A 21,413-nucleotide genomic window follows, 5' to 3' on the forward strand; every position below is an offset into this window, starting at 1 on the left:
ACAATTTCTACGCACTAATCACACATTTCGTTTCACTAAGATGCGAAATTAACGCACCAACAATACACTTCCGGTAATCCTAAATTCACGTCCATTGATGTATTGCCCGGTAACATGGTAAATATATACCGCCTGAGGAGCAAGTTGTCCATCATGCATTCCATCCCACCCTCTATCAATATCATTTGTTTCAAATATTTGTTGCCCCCATCTATTAAAGATTTGCATTTTGAAATGATCCACATCTCTATAGGCAGGCTTAAAGACTACCACATATTCGGCAGAAGGATCAACACCTACGCTCGGGTCACTACCTGGACGCGGTTTAAACGCATTGGGGAACACAACAAACCCTTGTGGTTCTGCAATTATAGCTCCTTGCACAACCAGTGTATCTACGCAGGTGTATCTGTTGGTAACAATAAGCGTTACATCAAAAACACCTTCATCTAAATACTGATGAGATGGATTTCTGTCGATGGAGGTACGACCATCGCCAAAGTCCCAGAACCATGAGACGGCATCGGTAGAAAGATCGTAGAAACGAGCTTTATCTCCCGGCACATACACAAGCTGCGGGTTAACGGTAAAATCGGCAACTGGATGATCGTGTACAACGATGTTACGCGTAGAGACGCCATCGAGACCATCGGGTCCCGGGGCTATCAACCGCACAGTGAAGATTCCCGGACGGGTAAAGGTGTGTATTGGATTGCGATCAGCCGATGTGTTGCCATCACCAAAATCCCACAAATATTGGGTGCCACCAACAGAGTAGTTGGTAAATCGCACTCGCAATGGATAACATCCTTCATCGGTATCAACTATAAATCCGGCATCGGGAACAACCCTATAATCGATGCTAACCAGATCATAAACTACGCAACCATTTACATCAATCTCCCAACGGAAGGTATTGATACCCTCACTAAGATTTCGCACCACAGTATTGAAGAAGTCGGCATCATCGAAAACAGCAGGACTTGTACCTACCACACTCCATCGACCACCAAGTGCACCGCTGTTGTTGGCATTGAGTACAGCCCAAGGCTCATAAACAATCTGGTCTTCGCCAGCGTAGGCGTGCGTTTTATGACTCACAACAGCCACCTCATCAAAAGTATGACATTCTCCGTATGCCACTTCCCAACGGTAGATATTTTCACCAAAACCCACATCACGCACAATGGTATTAAACACCCCAGGATTATCGAAGGTCCCTTTACCCTTAACCACGCGCCAAATACCAGTTCCGGTAATGGGGTCGTTGCCATTAAGACTGGTGTAATTTTCACATATCACCTGATCAGAACCAGCGTAGGCTTTATCGGGAATACGGTTGAACACCCGAACGATATCGGAGGTAACACATGTTCCGTTTGTAATGGCCCAACGGAAAACATTTTCGCCAAAACCAAGGTTTCGTACTGCCGATTTTGGATTGGTAACATCGTCGAACACGCCGTTTCCACTTACACGCTCCCACCTTCCGGTTCCAACAACAGGCGTATTGGCATCCAAAACGTGCCAATCTTTACAATCGTTGATATCCGGTCCGGCATTGGCTGTGGTAGGTGTATTGTTATTGATTACAACCTCAGCAAACCTTGAACAGTTACCGGAAGAGACAGTCCAGCGAAGTCTGTTTTCTCCTTGATTCAGCAGATTGATTACAGCGCGCGGATTTGTGGGTTCGGAAATCAAACCGCCACCCTGAATGATACTCCACATGCCCTGACCGTAATCGGGAAGCGCTGCCTTCAGCTCAAAAGTATTGGAGCAAACCTCTTCGTAATTGGCGCCAGCATACGGCTCCGAAGGCCTATCGTTACGTATAAGAACCTGATCTTCGAGCGTACACAAGCCATTTACGGTTGTCCAAACAAACACATTGTCGCCCTGACCAAGCTGAGTAACCCTTGTATTGTGCTGGGTGTCGGACTCGAATAAGCCAGAACCAGTAACAACGCGCCAGCTACCAGTACCTACTGCAGGGTTGGTTGCATCCAGAATGGCTTCGTCAGAGCACAGTATTTGTGTGTTTCCGGCATAAGCCTCGCTCGGAAGAGAGTTGGTAATTATGACATCTTTATGAGTTACGCAGCCTTTGTAATTGATGGTCCAGCGCAACGTATTATCGCCGCGGCGTAAATTGCGTACACGTGTTGTTGAGGATGAAGGATCGTCGAATAAAGCAGCTCCTTGTCCTCCGGGAACTGACCACGAGCCTACACCAGGCAACGGATTATTACCTTCAAGAATAACCTCAGAGGCACATATCGTTTTTGGATATCCGGCATCCGCCTCAATCCTGTTAAACTCCACCACCACATCATCATAAGAGACACAATCCTCGTTACGTATGGTCCAACGGAAAATATTGGTACCAAACCTGAGATTGTTCACTACGGCGGAAGGATCCGTTAATGGTGTCATGGTTGGATCGGTAGAGGCCGGGTTCAGCGCAAAGTCGCCACCACCATTACGGATAGTCCATTGTCCCTGACCAACTACAGGCACATTTGCCGCCAGAATTACGGATGGTTCACACAAAGCCTGATCGGGCCCGGCATGCGCCAATGTGGGGCTGTTGTTGGTAATAACAACTTGTGACACAGAAACACAACCTTTGTGATTAACTGTCCATGTAAGGATATTGTCACCCTGATCCAAATTGGTAACAGTTGTATATGGATCCGTAATATCGGCGAAGTTCGCAGAACCTGAACCGCCCAGAACACCCCATGTACCTTCACCTGGCAATGGATTGGATGCCATAAGTTGTGTGGAGTTTGTACAGATAATCTCGTTTTCACCCGCATTGGCATCAATAAGGTTGTAATTAATTACGACTTCGTCCACAGAACTACATTCACCACGGGTAACTGTCCACCTGAAGTGATTCGCACCTCTTGCCAACCCGGTTACATGTGAAGCAGGATCGTTGATATTTGCAATTTCACCTGCCCCAATTACACGTTCCCATCTTCCAGTACCATGTATTGGAGTAGAAGCTGCCAGTCGGACATTGTCCACACAGAGATTGCGATCAATACCAGCAAAAGCATCGGATGGTTTGTTGTTGTGTACTACAAAAACATCTTCGGACACGCAATGCTCGGTAGCGATGCGATAGATAAGCTCATTGGGACCAGGAGCCAGATCGTAAACCCAGTTGCCTTCGAAACGAGCCTGACCAACCGAGCCAAGCGCCCATGAAGCCACGCCAAATGTTGGCGTATTGGGCTTAAGCTGGAATCTATCGGTACATATCGCTACTTCGGATCCTACGCCTGCATCTGCAGGTGTTGGCAAGCCATTGGTGATGGTCACAATATCACTTGAAACACAAGCATTAGGCCCTGTTCCTTTTGTAATGGTATATCGGAAGCGATTGATTCCGTTTGCCAAATCGGTTACCATGGTTTGTGGCAAATCCGGATTAAAAGTACCGCCACCATCAATCAGTTCCCAGCGACCAACACCCATTCCCGGTGAGGGCGTATTGGCACGTAGTTCGGTGAAACTTTCACAGATGATATCGTCGTGACCGGCATTGGCCTGGTCTGGTTTATTATTTGTAATTGTAACGTCATCAAAAGTGAAGCTGGTAGCGTATCTGATTGTCCATCGGAAAATGTTATCACCAGGTCTTAAGTTGGTAACACGTGTGCGACGATCGAATCGGTTTTCGAAACTTCCGCTACCATATACAACTGACCATTCGCCAATAGCCTCCTGTGGATCATTGGCTTCCAGACGGGTAAAATTGTCACAAGTAACTTGATCTACCCCGGCATTTGCCTGTATTACCTCACCATTTGTGACAATAACTTCAACATAATCGATACAAGCACCATTTACAACCGTCCAACGGAAAGTATTTTCGCCGCGGCGAAGGTTGGTGACTCTTATCGATAAATTGGATAGTATTTCGATGGTAGCTCCGCCAGACATCAATTCCCAATAACCTGTAGCACTGCCAGATGGTTCTAAAGCCTCAAGTATGGTTTCAGAACCAACGGTACGATTACCACCAATTATTCCAACGTTGCCGGGTGTGCTATTGTAAACGGTTACTTCGTCGAATGATACACATGGACTGCCGGATACGGAATTGTCGGTGATTGTCCACCGGAAAGTGTTAGAGCCATAATCGATACCCACAGTAACAATATTGTTCCCTATGTTGGCAGCCGGTATTGTTGCACCACCTGACACAACCTGCCAACGGCCAGTCATTCCAGCAGGCACAGGACTACCACTAAGCGTCACGATGCGATCACAGGTAACGAAATCTTTACCAGCATCAACCAAAACTTTTCGGTTAGTAACTTTAATGTCGGCACTTGAGGTGCAAATACCCTTACTTATGGTCCAGCGGTAAATGTTATCGCCCATACCGACATTGTTCACCAGCGTGTTATGCTGATTCACATTACCGAAGTCACCACTACCCGACACAATACTCCAGCGTCCGGTACCTTCTACAGGCAAATTGCCAGACAACTGCGTGGATTCACCACAGATGCGTAAATCAACGCCTACGGCAGCCTGTGTTGGCGCATTATTGGTAATTACTACAGATGATTCGCTTACACAACCATTTTTGGTTACTCGCCATACAAACAGATTGTCTCCTGGTCTTAGATTAGAGGCGGTTGCTTTTGGATTGGTGCCATTTGACAAAATAACACCCGCTGGGGCTATCCATTCGCCAAATATTCCAGGCCCTGAATGAATTGAACCATCTAAGGTTACTTGATTTTCACAAATGGTGCGAGGCGCGCCGGCAAAAACTTCCAACCTGTTGTTGCGGATGATGATGCTGGTTGAAGAGCTACATTCACCATTGGTGATTGTCCAAACAAACTCATTGACACCTTGACCGATGTTAGTGATTTGAGTTACCGCGCTGTTCTCATTTTGTATATGACCAATGCCCTGTGCTACTGTCCATCTGCCAGTAAACAAACCGGGAGAATTCCCCGTTAGTATAATTTGATTATCGCCACAAGGTAAATCTAATAAAGCCGGAGAAACTTGACCATTAATGGTAGCTTGTGGTACCTGATTGTTCATCACGATAACCTCGGCAGAACTATTACAATTGTTTTGATTGAGGGTCCATAACAGACGGTTTTCGCCCGGTGCAAGATTGCGAACTGTGGTGACAGCATTGCTGTAGCTATCAAACTGCGCAAGTGAGCCAACAGGTGATACCACACTCCATGAGCCGGTAACTCCGGAAGCAGGAGGCGTACCTCTGACAACCGAAATGCCATTGCAAACAGATGTGTGATCGGAAGTGGCGTAAACAGCGAGCTGATTGTTGCGCACTACCACATCGTCCGAAGCGGTACAACCATATAGGTCAGATGTTACGGTCCATCGGAGTACCACATCTCCCCTACTAATGCTGGTGACATTAGCTGTTGGGGATATACGCTCGGTATCGCTGATTAGAGCAGAGCCTGAAACCACACTCCAGGAGCCAGTGGCTCCGGCAGGCAGTGTTGCACTCATAGTGGTGGCATCCGCGCATAAATCCAATTGGTCCGTTCCAGCATTGGCGATTGGGTTGGGACGCACCTGAATGGTATGATGCAATGGTGTAGCAGCGTTACCGCAGCCATTTCTGGGAGTAACAGTTATCACTCCGGTAAAGCTCACCAAATTTGCTGGTACATTTAAAAGAATATGACGACTGCCGTTTCCATCAACCACCCAACCATCTGGTACTGTCCAGATATATTCATCGGCATAAGGTACAGCATCCACATAGAACGGAATGCGCTCGGCCCCTTGACAAAGATTGGGACTTCCTTGTATGGTTAACCCATTTGTATCCGGCAATGGTAACATCGTAATATCGATGTACTGCATTGGTCCATCGCCACAGTCGTTAACACCGTAAACATACAAACGACCATTAGAAGCATCACTTGCAAACGGAATGGTTATGGTATTGGTACTGACAACCTGACTACCATCAGGTAAAATCCATACATAGTGGCTCACGTTATCAAGTGCAGGGATAGTATATATATTCGTACTGCCTTGGCATGGCTCAATGTTACCAACAATAGCTCCCGGTAGCAAAGGTTTATTTCTAACAAGTATGTCTGTTGGAAGCCCGATAACTGTACCAGAACAACCATTGCTGACAATTGACAGGATGGTGTACCGCACGGAATTAGAAGGATTTACATCAATCTCGTACTCGCGATTGGTATTAAGCATGGAAGAAGCAACAGAAATCGTTCGTTGCGTCACAGCTCCTGTTGGTAGTCCGTTTTGCAGGCGTACCTCGCTATAAGTTACCTGCCATGGCCCTAAGGAAGTCGCATCAAAACCAAAACGTAAAGTAAATGGATCACCCAGACAAATTTCATTGAATCCATCAGTTCCAACAAATCCAACGGAGGTAGACTCTTCAACAATCACGGGTGCACTACCGGAAACAGTACCGGTACAGTTGCGATCCTGAACAGAGACAAGATTATAGGTTGAGCTAACTGATGGCTGAACAAACAATGAATGCGGTGAACTCATGATGTTGTTCTCCACAAACACATTGCCGTTACCATCGTTGTATTCGATACGCCAAGGTGCAACACCTGTCAATACCACATCAAGACGCACAGTTTCGCCTGCACATATTCGGGCGTTGCCGGAAATTGATGCTGTGGGCAATGAATTCATCTGAACAATAGCCTCGCCGGTGCCAGTGCCTTTGGAGCACGATCCCGACATCACACTTACAATGCTGTAAGTAGTAACCGGGTTAACCGGTAAAGTTGCCACGTCATAAACATGTGTAGCGCTGGTAACATTGAATGAATTCCCGTTGTTAAGCGTGATGGTTAAAGGAGCAGGGAAAGTCCAACCGCTGGTAGAGATTACCAATCGCGGTCTTTCACCCTGACAAATCTCTTCACTTCCGGGCTCAACGCTGATATTTACAATAGCCTCGGGCTGCATCACAATAAGTCCTTCCTGAATGGCAGAGCAGTCGGAGCCTAACTGAAACTGTCCGTTGCCATAACCTTCGGCATAAGTAATACTTCCGGCAGGCACACGTTTTACATTGCTGTCATCAATCACCCGTACCGAATAAACGCCCTTGGGCAAATTGTTGAACAGATAATCCGTATTGGCTTTTACGAGTACAGTCTGCGAAGTGCCCGACGGGCCACCGCTTAGTAACAATTGGTAATCACCACTACTGTTAGGCACACCACCGCTTACACGTGCAGTGATAACACCGGTAGCCGCGCCACGACATTCAACTTGCTGCGTCACATTAGCCGTCACCAAAAGTGGTGCTGACGGTGCAATTATGCGTACCGGAGCGGTTAACACATTTCCAAATGCGTCTCTTACCTCAACAGTATAATCACCAGCAGGTAGAGATGAGAAATTGTGGCTGTTGGCATTTGTGACCTCTCCTACTATACCGACACCACTATAAAGACGGATGTACTGGTATGGCAACTCGCCACCTGTAACTGTCACAAATATTCTTCCGTTGTTTTCACCAAAACATGGGCCTACATGCTCTTTCTGTATTGAAAGACCAAGCACCTGTCCGGGTTCATATACATAGGCAGTTGTCTCGGCCGTACAATCGTTCGTATCTTCAACCTCAATACGGTAATTGCCGCCTGCAAGACCTGAAGCAAAAGTGAGATTGTTTAAAGAGGGTATTAAAGTACCGGCCTCATTATACCATAAAATAACATAAGAACCAGTACCTCCGGATACATTCACCTGAATGGTGCCATTGTTGGCACCTGTGGCGGTGACCGGAGTCACCTCAATAACATCGATGGTGATTGAAGTAGCCGGTTCAGGAACCGTTATAGGCCCAAAATTTGACACTACGCAATTCCAAGCATCCGTAACGGTAACAAAATAGTTGCCTCCTGCAAGTCCAGCCTGATTTTGATTGGTGGAGGCTGTTAGGTTCCCCGGCCCAGTCCACAAAAAGTTGTATGGAGCAGTGCCGCCAGAAACAGAAATATCAATGGCTCCATTCCTGTCATTACGGCAAAGGTTTGGTGTAATGTCAACAACCGAAATCTGTATAGGATTCGCAGGTTGCTCAACGGTATAAACACCTGTCATGGTACAACCGAACACCTGGTCGGTTACCGTTACAGTATAATCCCCTGCGGGGATATTGGTAATGTTTCTGGTGGATGCACTAAATGCACCTTTTGTCCACTGATAAGTATAATTACCGGACCCGTTTTGAACAGTTAAATAAATCGCACCTGTGGATTCTCCGAAACACTCTACATTGTCAATAGCCGCCTGAAGTTGTATGTTATGCAACAATGGAACCGCAACGTTTAAATCAACATGACACGCTCCACCGGTTCTGCTATCAAGAACTCTCACATTGTAGTTGCCTGCCGGCAGCTCAGCCTGATTGCGATCTGAGGTAACGATACCCGGAGCCGCAGCCCAGACAAAACTATATGGCTGCGTACCACCCGAAACATCCAATGTGATGACGCCATTATTGGATCCGAGACACGTTTCAGGCAGCACCGATGCTGTAACCGTCAGTGGCTTAGTTAATTCAACTATACGGCTGGTATTACAACGTTGAGATGTTCCCATATCCACCATGGTGATGGTGTAGGTACCACCAGGCAGGTTGGTTTTTAGCAGACTTGTGCCAGCCGAAGCACCAGGACCATCCCAAATGAACTCATAAGGACCAACGCCTCCTCCATGAGAGATGATTTCAATCCGGTTCTGATTACTACAATTGGTATTGTCTACAGCCAGTGTAAGTGTTAAAGGATCAGGTTGATTTACAGTAAATGAAACCGGAGCCGATACACAACCTTTGGCATCGATAACCACCACCGTATAGGTGCCAGCTGTGAGGCCTGATTGGTTTCTGGAAGTTATGTCGAGGCCTGAGCCATTACCTGTGGTCCAAACAAAGGAGTATGGCGCTGTACCACCAGTGACTGAATGTAGGTTAATTCGACCGGCAGCGTCGCCGGCACACTCATTGTGTGTGATGTTTCCAACCACGGCAATCGCTGAAGGCTGAATAACATCAACAGTTTCTGTGACAGTATAGACTCCGCCTGCAGAACAAACCTGAGATGGATCTGTAACAACCACAGTATATCTACCAGCAGCAAGGTTGCCAATATCCTTGGTTGTGCGAGAGAAAGCAGGTTCACCATCACGACTCCATAAATAAGTCAGAGAACTACTGCCGCCCGATACATTTAGAATGATATTTCCGGTGTTGCCACCATTGCAAACCACATGCCCCACTTCGGTGCTCAAGGTAATTGCTCCGTTTATATTGATGCTTTCAATGGTGGAACAACCACGAGCATCCGTTACTTTGAGTGTATAAACACCACCTGTAGTAATGCCAGAGATGGTTCGTCCATCGGTGCTGCGCGTATATGTTCCGGGACCTGACCAGGCAAAGGACGAAGATACAAACGGGCCAGTGCCTCCTGTCAGATTCTCAACAGAGATGGAACGTCTGTCAGTAGCGCAATCCAAAGAAGAATCTAGCGTAAACGAAACCAATGAAGCCGGTTGGGTAACCGTGAATATTCCCGTTACGGAACATCCTGACCCATCTACCACCTCAACAGAATAGTCACCGGCAGCCAGACCCGTTAATTCATTAGAACCTGCAACAGATGAACCATTCCAGAAATATTGTACACCAGGAGCCGCATTGGCCACACCGGTAATGCGAATGGCTCCATCACTACCTCCAAAACAACTAACCGGAACCAGCGCATACTCAAGCGTTAATGTCTTGGTATTTCCAACCTCGTACATACGGGTCAATACACAACGTGATGGTTCTGAAACATCAGAAATCACAACGGTGTAAGTACCTGCAGATATATTGCTCAAATCCTGAGTAGACACATTAAAAGTTGCATCACCTGTCTTACTCCATGAATAGCTGTAGTTGCCTGACCCGCCGGTTACTGTCAACTCAATAGAACCATTAAATGCTCCCTGGCATGAAGCGTTGATAATCGAATTGGTCACATTTATTCGAGTCAGCTCAAAGTCACGAACCACTGCAGCGCAGTTAGCTGAAACGGGTGCATTTAGATCTGTCACCGTCATCCGATATTGGCCGGCTGGAAGTGACATATCATCTAAATTAACAAGCTCAGACACGACGCCTTCAACAGTTTTTGTTCTAACAGCAGATGTGACAAGATTAACAACGTGAATATGACGCCTGTATAATCCGCCTGAAGAAGGTACACCGCCACTTAAGGTAAATGAGACATTGAATTGCTCGGACTCAGATGCTGCATCCAAACAAGTTACGCCTTTATTGAAAACGCTCATTAACAATGCAGAAGCGGGCTCTCCCAGCGTTACATTGCGAACCTCCTGGCAACCGCCACCATTGCGGTCGGTAACTACAATTGCATAAGGACCCGCAAAAAGTTGATTAAATACAAAGCTGGGGCCGTTGCCATACAGTGTTTGAACCCCATTATTCACAACATAAGGTGCAACGCCACCGTGAACCGTCACTTCAATACGGCCACTGTTGTCACCGGGACAGGTATTTACCTCAAAGGGCGAAGCTGTAACTACCAATTGGGAAGGCTCACCCACAACAAATACTTCAGACTCTGACTGACACGAAGCACCAGCCAGTTCTGTCACTTCTACTTTGTATCGTCCGGCCGGTATATCGCGAAGCAGATTGGACTCCTCTCCCGGTATCACAACCCACATGCCGCCATCATCCCTTAGCCATCGGTATTCAAAAGGAATGCCGCTGCCCATGCCGCCTGAAATAGCCACCTGAATGCGGCCATCGGAACTTCCGGCACATAGGGCATCGTTCACGACGCCTGTTATAACAATTGGTGCAGGTTGCGTGATTTCAAAAGTGCGAACCAGATAACATCCGGCACCATCGGTCACATTGATGGTGTAAAGTCCGGCATCTAAGCCGGTCAAAGCCATATCTACTCCGGCAACTACAGAGCCTGTTATTGCCATTCCATTATCGGGTAACACCACATACTCAAAAGCTCCTCCTGTGCCACCTTCGGCTCGGAAGGTAATTGTACCATCCTGTTCTCCGTTACAGGTTACATTGCTTTTATTAAAGAGGAATAGCTCGATGGGAACCGGGTTACTCAATTCGATATCCCTTTGATTAAACACCACACCATTGGCATCGGTCACAAATGCTTCGTAGAAGCCCGGACTAAGATTGCTATAAGTGGCATAGGCACCTGAAATGGTAAGTGCAGGAATTGGTGTATTTGGATATCGGAACAACTCAAAAGTATAAGGTGGTAATCCACCTGCGGCCTCCAATTCAATGATGCCATTTTCGGCGCCGGAACAAGGTGCCGGTTGCGTTACAACGTAATTTAGAGAAAGTGCGTTATCAGGCTGACTAACAGTTACCTCCCTATCTCGTATACAGTTATTGCTATCGGTAATAACAACCCGGTATATTCCGGCTGTTAAATTATAGACAGAGGTTACATTGGTTGCAATGATTGTAGTACCATCTGTACCATACCAAGTGATACCATATCCCGGAGTACCCCCTGTCACACTAATTGTGATACTGCCATCAGTTCCACCATTTGATGTAACCGGCTGATTACTTACTACGGTAATGGCGGGAGCAGATACAGGTTCTGTAACAGTGTACACATCAGACCAAATGAAACATCCATTATCGTCGGTTACTCTAACCAGATACTCACCGGCGTAAAAGCCAGAAGCAGGATTAACAGAACCAATTGTTAGCGGAATATTTCCTGTTGAAGTTTTTCGATACCATTGATAAGAATATGGCGCAGTGCCTCCGGAAGGACTAATTTGTATTGCTCCATTATTACCCTCAAAACAATCAACAGAAGTTATTGATGTGAGACTCAGACTCAATGCGACAGGCTGAGTAATCTCAACATTTCTGATGTTGGGCTTGGCGCAGAAATCAGGAGTTGCTCTGTCACGATCGCGCATCGACACCTGATAACCACCGGCTACCAGATTGGTGAATATTGGCGAAACCTGCCAGTTGATGCCATTTATGCTGTATTCAAAATTACCTGCCCGGCTTGGCACAACAGTAAAACTACCATTGGCGCTGCCTTGACAAGATACATTTGCAACATTTATGATGTCATCAATTGTAAAATCGACAGGCTGGGTTATTTCAATATCTTCTTCAGAAACCTGACAACCATTGCTATCCGTAACAACAACCCGGTAGGTGCCTATGGTCTGATTACTCAGGGTTTGACTGTTGATTAATGGCACATAGCTGGTACCATCAAACTTTTCCCACAGATAATTGTAAGGTGCCACACCACCAATTACGTTGGCAGTGATGCTGCCATTTGAACCACCATAACATGTAACATGTGATGCACTGGTGGTAAGCAATAGTGTATTTTGATAACCGATGATATATTCGTGCTCAATATAACACCCTTCATTGCTATCGGTAACACGCACATTGTATGTACCGGGTCGCAAACTGATTATGCTGGCTGTAGTAGCAGTAAAGCCATCAGGGCCATACCAATCAAACGCAAAGTTCCCTGATCCTCCTGTGACATTTAGCGTGATGCTGCCATTATCCTGCCCAATACATTGTGGTTCTTGAATATCGGCCTGAATCCTTACGTTGCGTATCTCAAAAACACGCTCGAATTTACAGGCCGAACTGTTGGTTGAGTTGGCATCAAAAATATGAATGGTATAAGAACCTTCGATAAGAGAAACCGGCAAAGGCGCATTTACTGCGCTGGCCAACAATCCGTTATAATAAACCTGATTGTTCTCATTTCGAACCAGAAGCGCGCGATATGAGTTGGTAGCACCAACCACAACACCTCCTGTTACCTCGAATGATACATAGCCACTGGTTAAATCGTCACATTCAATACCATATTCAAAATTGGAAACCACTAAAGGTTGAGGCTCGTTAATTGTTTCAGTATGGGTGTCAGAACAACCGTTGTCGTCGGTAATCTCAAAAAGATAATTGCCAGCTGACAGACCGGAAACCGTAAAAGCACCTATTCCATTCCATGATTCGGTAACTGTACCGTATCGCAATACAAAAGGCGCTACGCCGCCATTAACGCCGAGATGTACAAGACCATTTGCATCGCCATTACAAGTGTTAATGTGCTGAACAGCTCCAATACGATATAACTGAACCTCGTCTGGCTGTGCAATAATTATCGGCAAAGAAACACCTGAGCATCCACCGGCTATGGCTTCTGTGGCACGCACCCGGTAAACGCCAGCCGGGAGCGTATTTATTACAGGTTGATTCACGGTTCCTGCGTAAGGATCCCAACTAGAGTCTTCATTGACAGGACCTGAATTGTATCGCTCCCAGGCATAGTTGAAGACGGTACCACCCGGGCGGCCTGATGCCGACACTTGTATTGAGCCATTACCCGCATTGTAGCAAGTCAGATTGGTTTTGGCCACTAAAGTTACTTTAATCTCCTCAGGCTCTTCAATTTGAATACTGGATGTAAACAAGCATCCATTGCCATCAACAACAGAAACATTATAGATGCCTCTGTTGAGGTCATTAAGCACTCTTACATTTGGATTACTATACGTATTATCAATGGAAATTCCCGGACCTGACCAAATGGTTCGATAACCATCTACTATTGCCACATCTCTTGTCGTAACTATTTCGAAATCAATAGAACCATCACCTTCGCCGAAACAACTCACATCATTGGCGGATAAAAGTAGTGACAACGAAGCCGGTTCAGTAATTGTCACATTTCGGGTTACCAAATCACCTTCGTTATCGGTAATGGTAACCAAATAATTACCAGCATAGAGATTGCCAATGGTATAATTGCCATTCACCGTAGTGATAGTTTGGTCAATGGGTGCGCCATCAGGCATCACGCCCTGCCACCTTATGCTATAAGGCGCTGTGCCGGAAGTGATGGTCACAAATATTGAACCGGATGCATCACCGGTGCAAACTACGGGTGACGTGGTGGTTGACACAACCAAATCGCCAGGTTGGGTGATTGTGACAATTATCTCAGTATAGCAATTGTTTGTAGCAATTATTCTTACCCGATAGGTGCCTGCGGCATATCCATTAAATGCTGTAGCATTACCATTTTGCGTAGTTATAAGTACACTTGTTGTATGATTGTACAGCTCGAAAGCATAAGGACCTGATGCGCCTGATACACTGTTTATTAAAATTCTTCCATCTGAGCCTCCGGCCAAACTAACATTAAACACGTCATAATCTACTGTCCATGCATCAGGTTGAGGCACCACAAAATCATAAACAGATACACAACTCTGATTGTCAGTCACCTGAACACGATACTCTCCACCGGTAAGTGTTAAAAAGGTATGTGTGTCAAAAGGAGCTATTGTTTTTGTCGCTGCTGCGGACAAAGTCCAAACTCCATAATTATTTCTTTTGTATAAAACATAATTAACCGTCCCTGACAACTCTCCGCCGGTAACCGTAACCAAAGCACTGCCATTATTTTCGCCATGACAAGTCACTGGCGTTACTGCTACACCAACAGATAAGGCATTCAGTTCATTGATAGTTACTTGAGTGGCATCAAAAACCGTACAACCAGAGCTATTGCGTACGGAGACATTATAGGTTCCGGCATTTAAACCTGAAAACTGGTTGCTTGCCTGCCAGGTTACACCTGCATCAATACTATACTCATAAACACCTACAGGTGTTACAGATACCAGAAAGCTACCATCTGCCGCTCCATTACAACTTACGTGATTAACTGTGGCCACCGGAATAGTTGCCGTAATTGCTGATGCAGGTTGAGATAGGGTAACGTTTTCACTATCCACATAACAACCATTGGCATCGGTAACCCTTACCCGATAGGTACCTGCAATTAGGCCTTCAGGTTGTTGAGCAGTACTGGTCCAGATTGGATCGCCAACACGTTGCCAGGAATATAGATATGGTGCAGAACCTCCAAATGGGGTAACCCTAATTATTCCATCATTCCCTCCATGACACGCTATTTGCTGAACAATATTAACCGGTGCCAGAATTGGGTTGGCAGGCTGAGTAATTTCCACAGGAGGCAAACCACTAAAAATACAACCATTGTTATCACGCACACTGATATTATAAATACCTGCGGCTAAATTACTAAACAATGGAGAAGCCACCCACGCAGCACCATTTATAGAATATTGATAAGGACCCACTCCGCCTTGAGCCAAAACTTCAATTCTTCCAATGCTGTTACCGTGACACAAATTCATCTGGGTATCAACCACATTCAGAGACAGAGCTGTAGGCTGAGTTATTACGATAGATGATGGAAGTGCATAAGTGCATCGCGGATAATTAGAGTCGCGCACCCAAACATCATAACTTCCTGCTGGCAAATTGGTAAACCTACGACCAGTAGTTCCCACATTGGGAGCCAGCCAATTTACGCCATCAATGGAAAACTGATAGATTGCGGTAGCTGCTCCACCAGAGGCCACAACCTCGAAAACGCCGGTGGATGAACCATTACAGACAATATTTACCCTCGAAGCCAACGTCTCAGTTAACGAAATAACAGGGTTTTGTGCAATCTCTATAACAGAAGATGCTACGCAGCCATTAAAATCGGTAACTGTGACAGTATAAAATCCGGGGGGCTGATTCAAAATGGAAACATCTGTACCCACAATCACATTGGCAGCATTACGCCATTCAATCGCATACCCCGAAGGATAGGTAACCAAATCGATAAACGGAATACCTCCTGAAATTGTAACCGATGCGCGCCCTTCACAATCAACTCCTGTAACGCAAGGCATACAACCTGTTGCCACAGATGATGTTGCAAGTGTCAATGCCGTAGCAGGCTGCCCAATAACAACTGAAACCCATGATGGTGTTTCACAGCCTCTTGAATCTACAACCCGTATATGATAGGTACCTGCAGTAAGATTACTGATAACATTGGATGGCAGATTGGTAAAGGTGGTACCACCATCGGTTGAGAATCTATATGTATATGGCGCTACACCTCCTGAAGCCAGAATGGTAATCTGACCATTGCTGCCACCATTACAAGTCACATGGCTGGTGCTGATGGCTGCTGCCACCTGACTCTCACGCACTTCAACCACACCCGTCATTAGGGATGTACAACCTCCGGTAGTAGCTATCGCCCGCACAGTGTAATCGCCTGATGTTGTAACAGCAGTAAACGCGATTGCATTACCTGATCCTGCAACTGTTTGCACAGGCGCTGAAAAATCTAAATTTCGTATCAACTGGTAATTCACATCGGTCTGTGAATTCTCCACACCGATTACAATACCTGATCCTCCACTACAATAATAACCCCCAAATGCAACTTTAGGTGTAATTTCATATACTGCTGGCGATTGACGCACCGTAAATGTTTTTGTGCGTGATGTTACGCACCCATTTGCATTTACATAGGTATATGTAACAGGATGATTTCCAGGAGTTACCAGCATCGGGTTAAAAGTAGCACGTCCATCATCAGGCGTACCATTGTCAATACCAGCTCCTGAGTAGTTGCCCGAACCTGTAAGGCCGCCAGAGACAAAACTGCCTTCGAGTTCCACCAAACCGCCATCCTGACAGTAGTTTACAGGATCAGTAAGGCCGCCAAAGTTTACATCGGGAGCAGCCACCACATTCACCTGCTTGGTAAACACTGTAACACATCCATTGTTTGCAGTATTATCAAAACGATAAGTTACAAAATAGGAACCGATGCCCACATAAGCAGGATCAAAATATGCAACTTCGGCATTATGAGATGAAAGATACGTTCTTACCCCGCCCCCATCAACCACATACAATGGCGAACGACCAATGGCGTTGGTAGTTGATGACAAAGTATAAACCGCTCCTGACTCACCGGGATTGTTCACTTCTATTCTGAAGGGGCCAACACCGTTTTCACAATACTCATCTGCCAGATTGTCGATGTAAATGGTTTCATAACCAATGACAGTAACTGTCAACTCCTTTACATCCGAACAAGAGGGCGTAGCTACTGTGCGGCGTAAGGTATGCACACCAACACCAGCAACAGCAGGGTTAAAGGTGTTTCCGGAAACCCCGGGGCCTGAATAATATCCTCCGGGCGAAGCACCTGCTGATGGTTGCAAGATTACAAGAGAAGCATCACGACAAAATTGTGTGAAACCATTTGAAGTGGTAAATGTAGCATTCAAAACGGCTTCAACAGTAATGGTCTCGATAAACGCATTGCTACATCCGCTTGCGTCAACATGCTCATAAACCAGCACATACGTACCGGGAACTGAGGCCGATGGCGTAAACACAAACGGATCGCCAGCCGACGGATTAAATTTCTCAGCTATTAGGTTGGCAGGATCAAATGTATTGATATAGATGGCCATTCGCCCTGTGGATGGTGTACCCCACCAATTTTGAGCGCCGTCTGTTGAGCAGAATACATTGCTGGTTAATCCGTTAATTGAAATAGTGGTACCTACCTGTATTTGCTGAGAATAGCTTGCCCTGCAACCTGTGATGGGATCACGATAATTGTAATTAACAGTATGTAGCCCATTTCCTGCCACTGAAGGATCGAAGATTGCAGTACCATTGCCATTATCCGTAACACCAGAGCCGGAGAAAACACCGTCATTGGTTGTGATGTCTGCATCGGCAGCAGGTGGTCGGTGAAAATAAGCCTGAAGTGTTATAGCTGCATTGGTTTGACAAGTGGTGGTTGGTAAACCACTGAATCTCACCACATCATTGAGGTCTTCCTGAATGGTGGTAACCCGATCCATTGTGGACACACATCCATTCAAATCGGTATATGTATATCTTACAGTATAAACACCCGGACCACTACCAGAATTTACAATTCCCGATGGAGACAAGGTCATGGTGCCATTGCCATTGTCGTTCCACATGGCGCCGGGAGCATGGCCTACCAACTGAAAAACACCACGGTTATTGGTTGGCGTTCCGGTGATAAGGGCATTGCCATCGTTGGCACAGTAGGAGCCAGCCAAACCAGAAATGTTAATAACAGGAGGTGCTGTTACAACAATTGGTTTGGTAATTGAATTAACACAAGAGTTAACATCCTGATAGGTATAGGTAATGTTGTGTGTTCCCGGAGCAACAGCTCCCGGATTAAAATTGTATGTAGCAGGAATTATTCCTGTACCGGAAAAGCTACCACCTGCCGGAACCGGAGTCAAAGCAATGATTCCGCCATTCTGACATACGGAATAGTCGTTGCCGGGAGGTGCAAAATCTACAACTGGCAGCGGATTCACTGTTACTGTTATCGGTCGGTTGGCACTACAGCCAAACTGCGTGGTTGCTGTAACGCTGTATGTAGTGGTTACAGGAGGAGAAACAGTAATGGTTTGATTATTGCCAAGTCCGTCGCTCCACTGATAGGAACCACCAAAGCCTGCTCCTTGAGCAGTAATGGCTACCGGAGCCCCTCCGGCACACACACGCGGATTCTCAGGATTGAAGGTGATAGATGGCAACGGATCCACAAAGAACTCAGCAAACCCTGTTCCCGATACAACCTCACAATTATTGGCATCGCGTAAATTGGCGATGGTGTAGGTCACAGTCTGGTCGGGGGTAACAGAGATGGGATTAAATATGGTTGAGGGATGGTTAATAACTTGTATTACTGGCAGTCCGGCATTGTTCACAATGTCAAATGAGAATGGCGCAGTTCCGGTAAGCGTAATCCCCAACCGGAAATCAGCTGCAGTTCCTTCACATCGTCTGAAGGTTGCAGAAGCCACATAAATATTTGCTGTTGGAAGCGGTGCAATGGTGATATTTGGAGAACCACTCATCTGTATGTCACAGCCTCCTTCGTTGGAGGCGCGCACTGTGTACGCGCCGGCAACCTGGTTGTTCCACTGAATTGGATTTCCGTCACCTGGTATTGTTGAAACAATTACGCCATCACGCAGCAAACGATAGTTTACATTATTCTCAGAACCATTCAACGTTAGGGTAACGCCTGAGAGTGGAGCCGAAGAACAATAGCTTAACTTGTTGGCTGATAAATTATAAACCGAAGGTTGCGCCTGAACAATTAACTGTCCGCTCATCTCAGACAGGCAATTACCTCCTGTTGATGCCCATACAGTGTATATTCCAGGTATGGATTGATTACCAAAAGTAACCGGATTTCCGGTGGAGCCGTTTCGTGAAGCACCGGTTGCAGTGCCATTCCGATATAAATAATAAGTGGTTCCGGTATAGGAAGTACTGAGTCGAACCTCTCCCGAAGGGCAAAACAATCCTGTATTTACAAGATTTACATCAACCGGAACATTATATATCTGGCGTGAGCCATTCATCAATACCGGAGGACAGCTTCCTGATTGAGCGCTTACTGTATAAATGCCGGCATTGCTAACCGAGAAGGCATTGGCTATAGGAGCGCCGTTGCCGTCTATTTCAACTGATGGCGCCAATGGCAATCCATTGCGCAACAAAGTATATCTGATTCCTGTTTGGCTTCCGCTTAATCCAATAACAGTAGTGGAACCTGCACAACCGCCCGGATCGCCTGTAAGGTTAAATACAAGTGGATCAGGCTGACGTGTGTAAACTACAGATGGCAGGGAGGTTAATAGTTCACTCGGAGCTGCACACCCACCGCCTGAGATTGAGGTGATACGATATTCTGCATTGCCAGCTAAATCAGGCATGGTCACAGTTGTGGTTGTATTACTACTGACAGTAAAAGTCTGCGAGGTTGAATTGGTAATATTGGATACAATTACTGTAATGGGACCGGTACTTCCGGTCATTACCACATTTAAATCCAACGATGGTGTGATGGTTCCGCAGAAGTTGGTAACACCGTTTGCAGCAAAAGTATTTACATCAAAGCCAACCATATTTAGGTTGGCAGCGGGCGAAATGGCATAACAAAGCGGATTACTCTGCTCTATCACTTTAAAATTGTAAGTACCCGGATTACTTGTACTAATGGTATTTGTAGAGCCGCTTCCGCTTCCAGGGCCAGGAAAACCATTGTATAACCAAACGTAATCCAAAGCTCCTGCAGAGGGCGATGAGCCAATGCCTGTCAATGATGTCGCATCGGTACACACGGCAATATCGCCGGCCGGACTAATGCTCGCATTTAAGCCATAATTGGCAACTACCACCGGCTCAGAAGACAATGTTCGACCGCATGCACTTACACTTGCAGTATAACTTCCGGCCTGCCCGCCTGTACTTACAGTGGGACCTGAACCTATTGGTGCTCCATCTCTGTTCCACGTATAAGTGAGTGCAACATCGTAGGGTATAACCTCCAATGTAATGTTTGGTGTAGGGTTACCGCATACCGAACCACCACCTACTACCTGCAGAACAATATTCTCTGCCGATACATTTATACCATTGGTTTGACTAAAACAAGTTGTGCCGGATACCGTGTGCGTTGCAATGGCAAAAACCTCGTAAGCCGAAGTGGAACCAACCGGATAAGTGAAATTGTAAGTAGCATTTAAATCAGTTGCAGAGACAAGGGTTGTAACATTGGTAGAGACATCCCTTCGATATTTGGCATAATTTGTAGCGCTGGTAGTACCGCTGCTGCTGCTAATCGAAAAATTATGATTCTGCCCACTGCACAACAGCACGTCATTGGTGTTACCCAATGCATTGCGCAACTGATATGGATCTGCATTAACCGGAACGGTAACTACAAATGTGTGCAAGGTGCCGGGGTTCCGACGCCATTTAAGTGTGTAGGTTTGTCCCTGAACAAAGCCGGATATCCAGAAATTGCCATCTGGCAGATAGTTAAATGTAAGACCTGCTCGATCCTCCCAAGTACCTTGAGTTGTGTGCCCACCTGCCACACCGGAAAACAAAAAATCTCTCGTAATAATACCACCGCCACACGCTGTTCGCGTATGATTGGTATTTGCTTGGAGATGCAGCGATACCAAAACCGCAGCTATAAATAATAGAAAACTTTTTAGGCGTAGAAATCCAGGCTTCATAAGCAAAACACATTAATAGTATAATGTAACGCTGCTTGCAGTGCATGAAATGGCTGACTATTAACAGGTAACAAACCTGCAGAGACACTCGCATCCATGGCTAAAAAACGGCACAATCCGTAAATTAAAGAAAATGAGTGCCAAAACCAAACAATACAGCTTACATTGATACGCAAATCTATCAAAAAATGTTAGCTTATACGGTGTTAAAACAAAATTTAAAGAGAATTATCTCATCAACCGACTATAATTATCTCTAAACTATGAAATAAGAAATCAGTCGCATTTAGTCAAAATAAAGCTGCGTTTTATCAAAAATGTAGAAAAAGCAATAA

At 45.9% G+C, this 21,413-nt stretch carries 1 protein-coding gene; it reads right to left on the bottom strand.

Translation table 11 applies throughout. The features are described from left to right. Positions 1 to 48: 48 nt before the first annotated feature. Entirely contained in the window at positions 49 to 21,078 is a 21,030-nt protein-coding gene (locus ALKIM_RS19830; protein WP_026473791.1) for a PKD domain-containing protein, read from the bottom strand. Positions 21,079 to 21,413 lie beyond the last annotated feature (335 nt).

Origin of the sequence: Alkaliflexus imshenetskii DSM 15055 (genome assembly GCF_000517065.1) — a bacterium.
GTDB classification, from domain to species: domain Bacteria; phylum Bacteroidota; class Bacteroidia; order Bacteroidales; family Marinilabiliaceae; genus Alkaliflexus; species Alkaliflexus imshenetskii.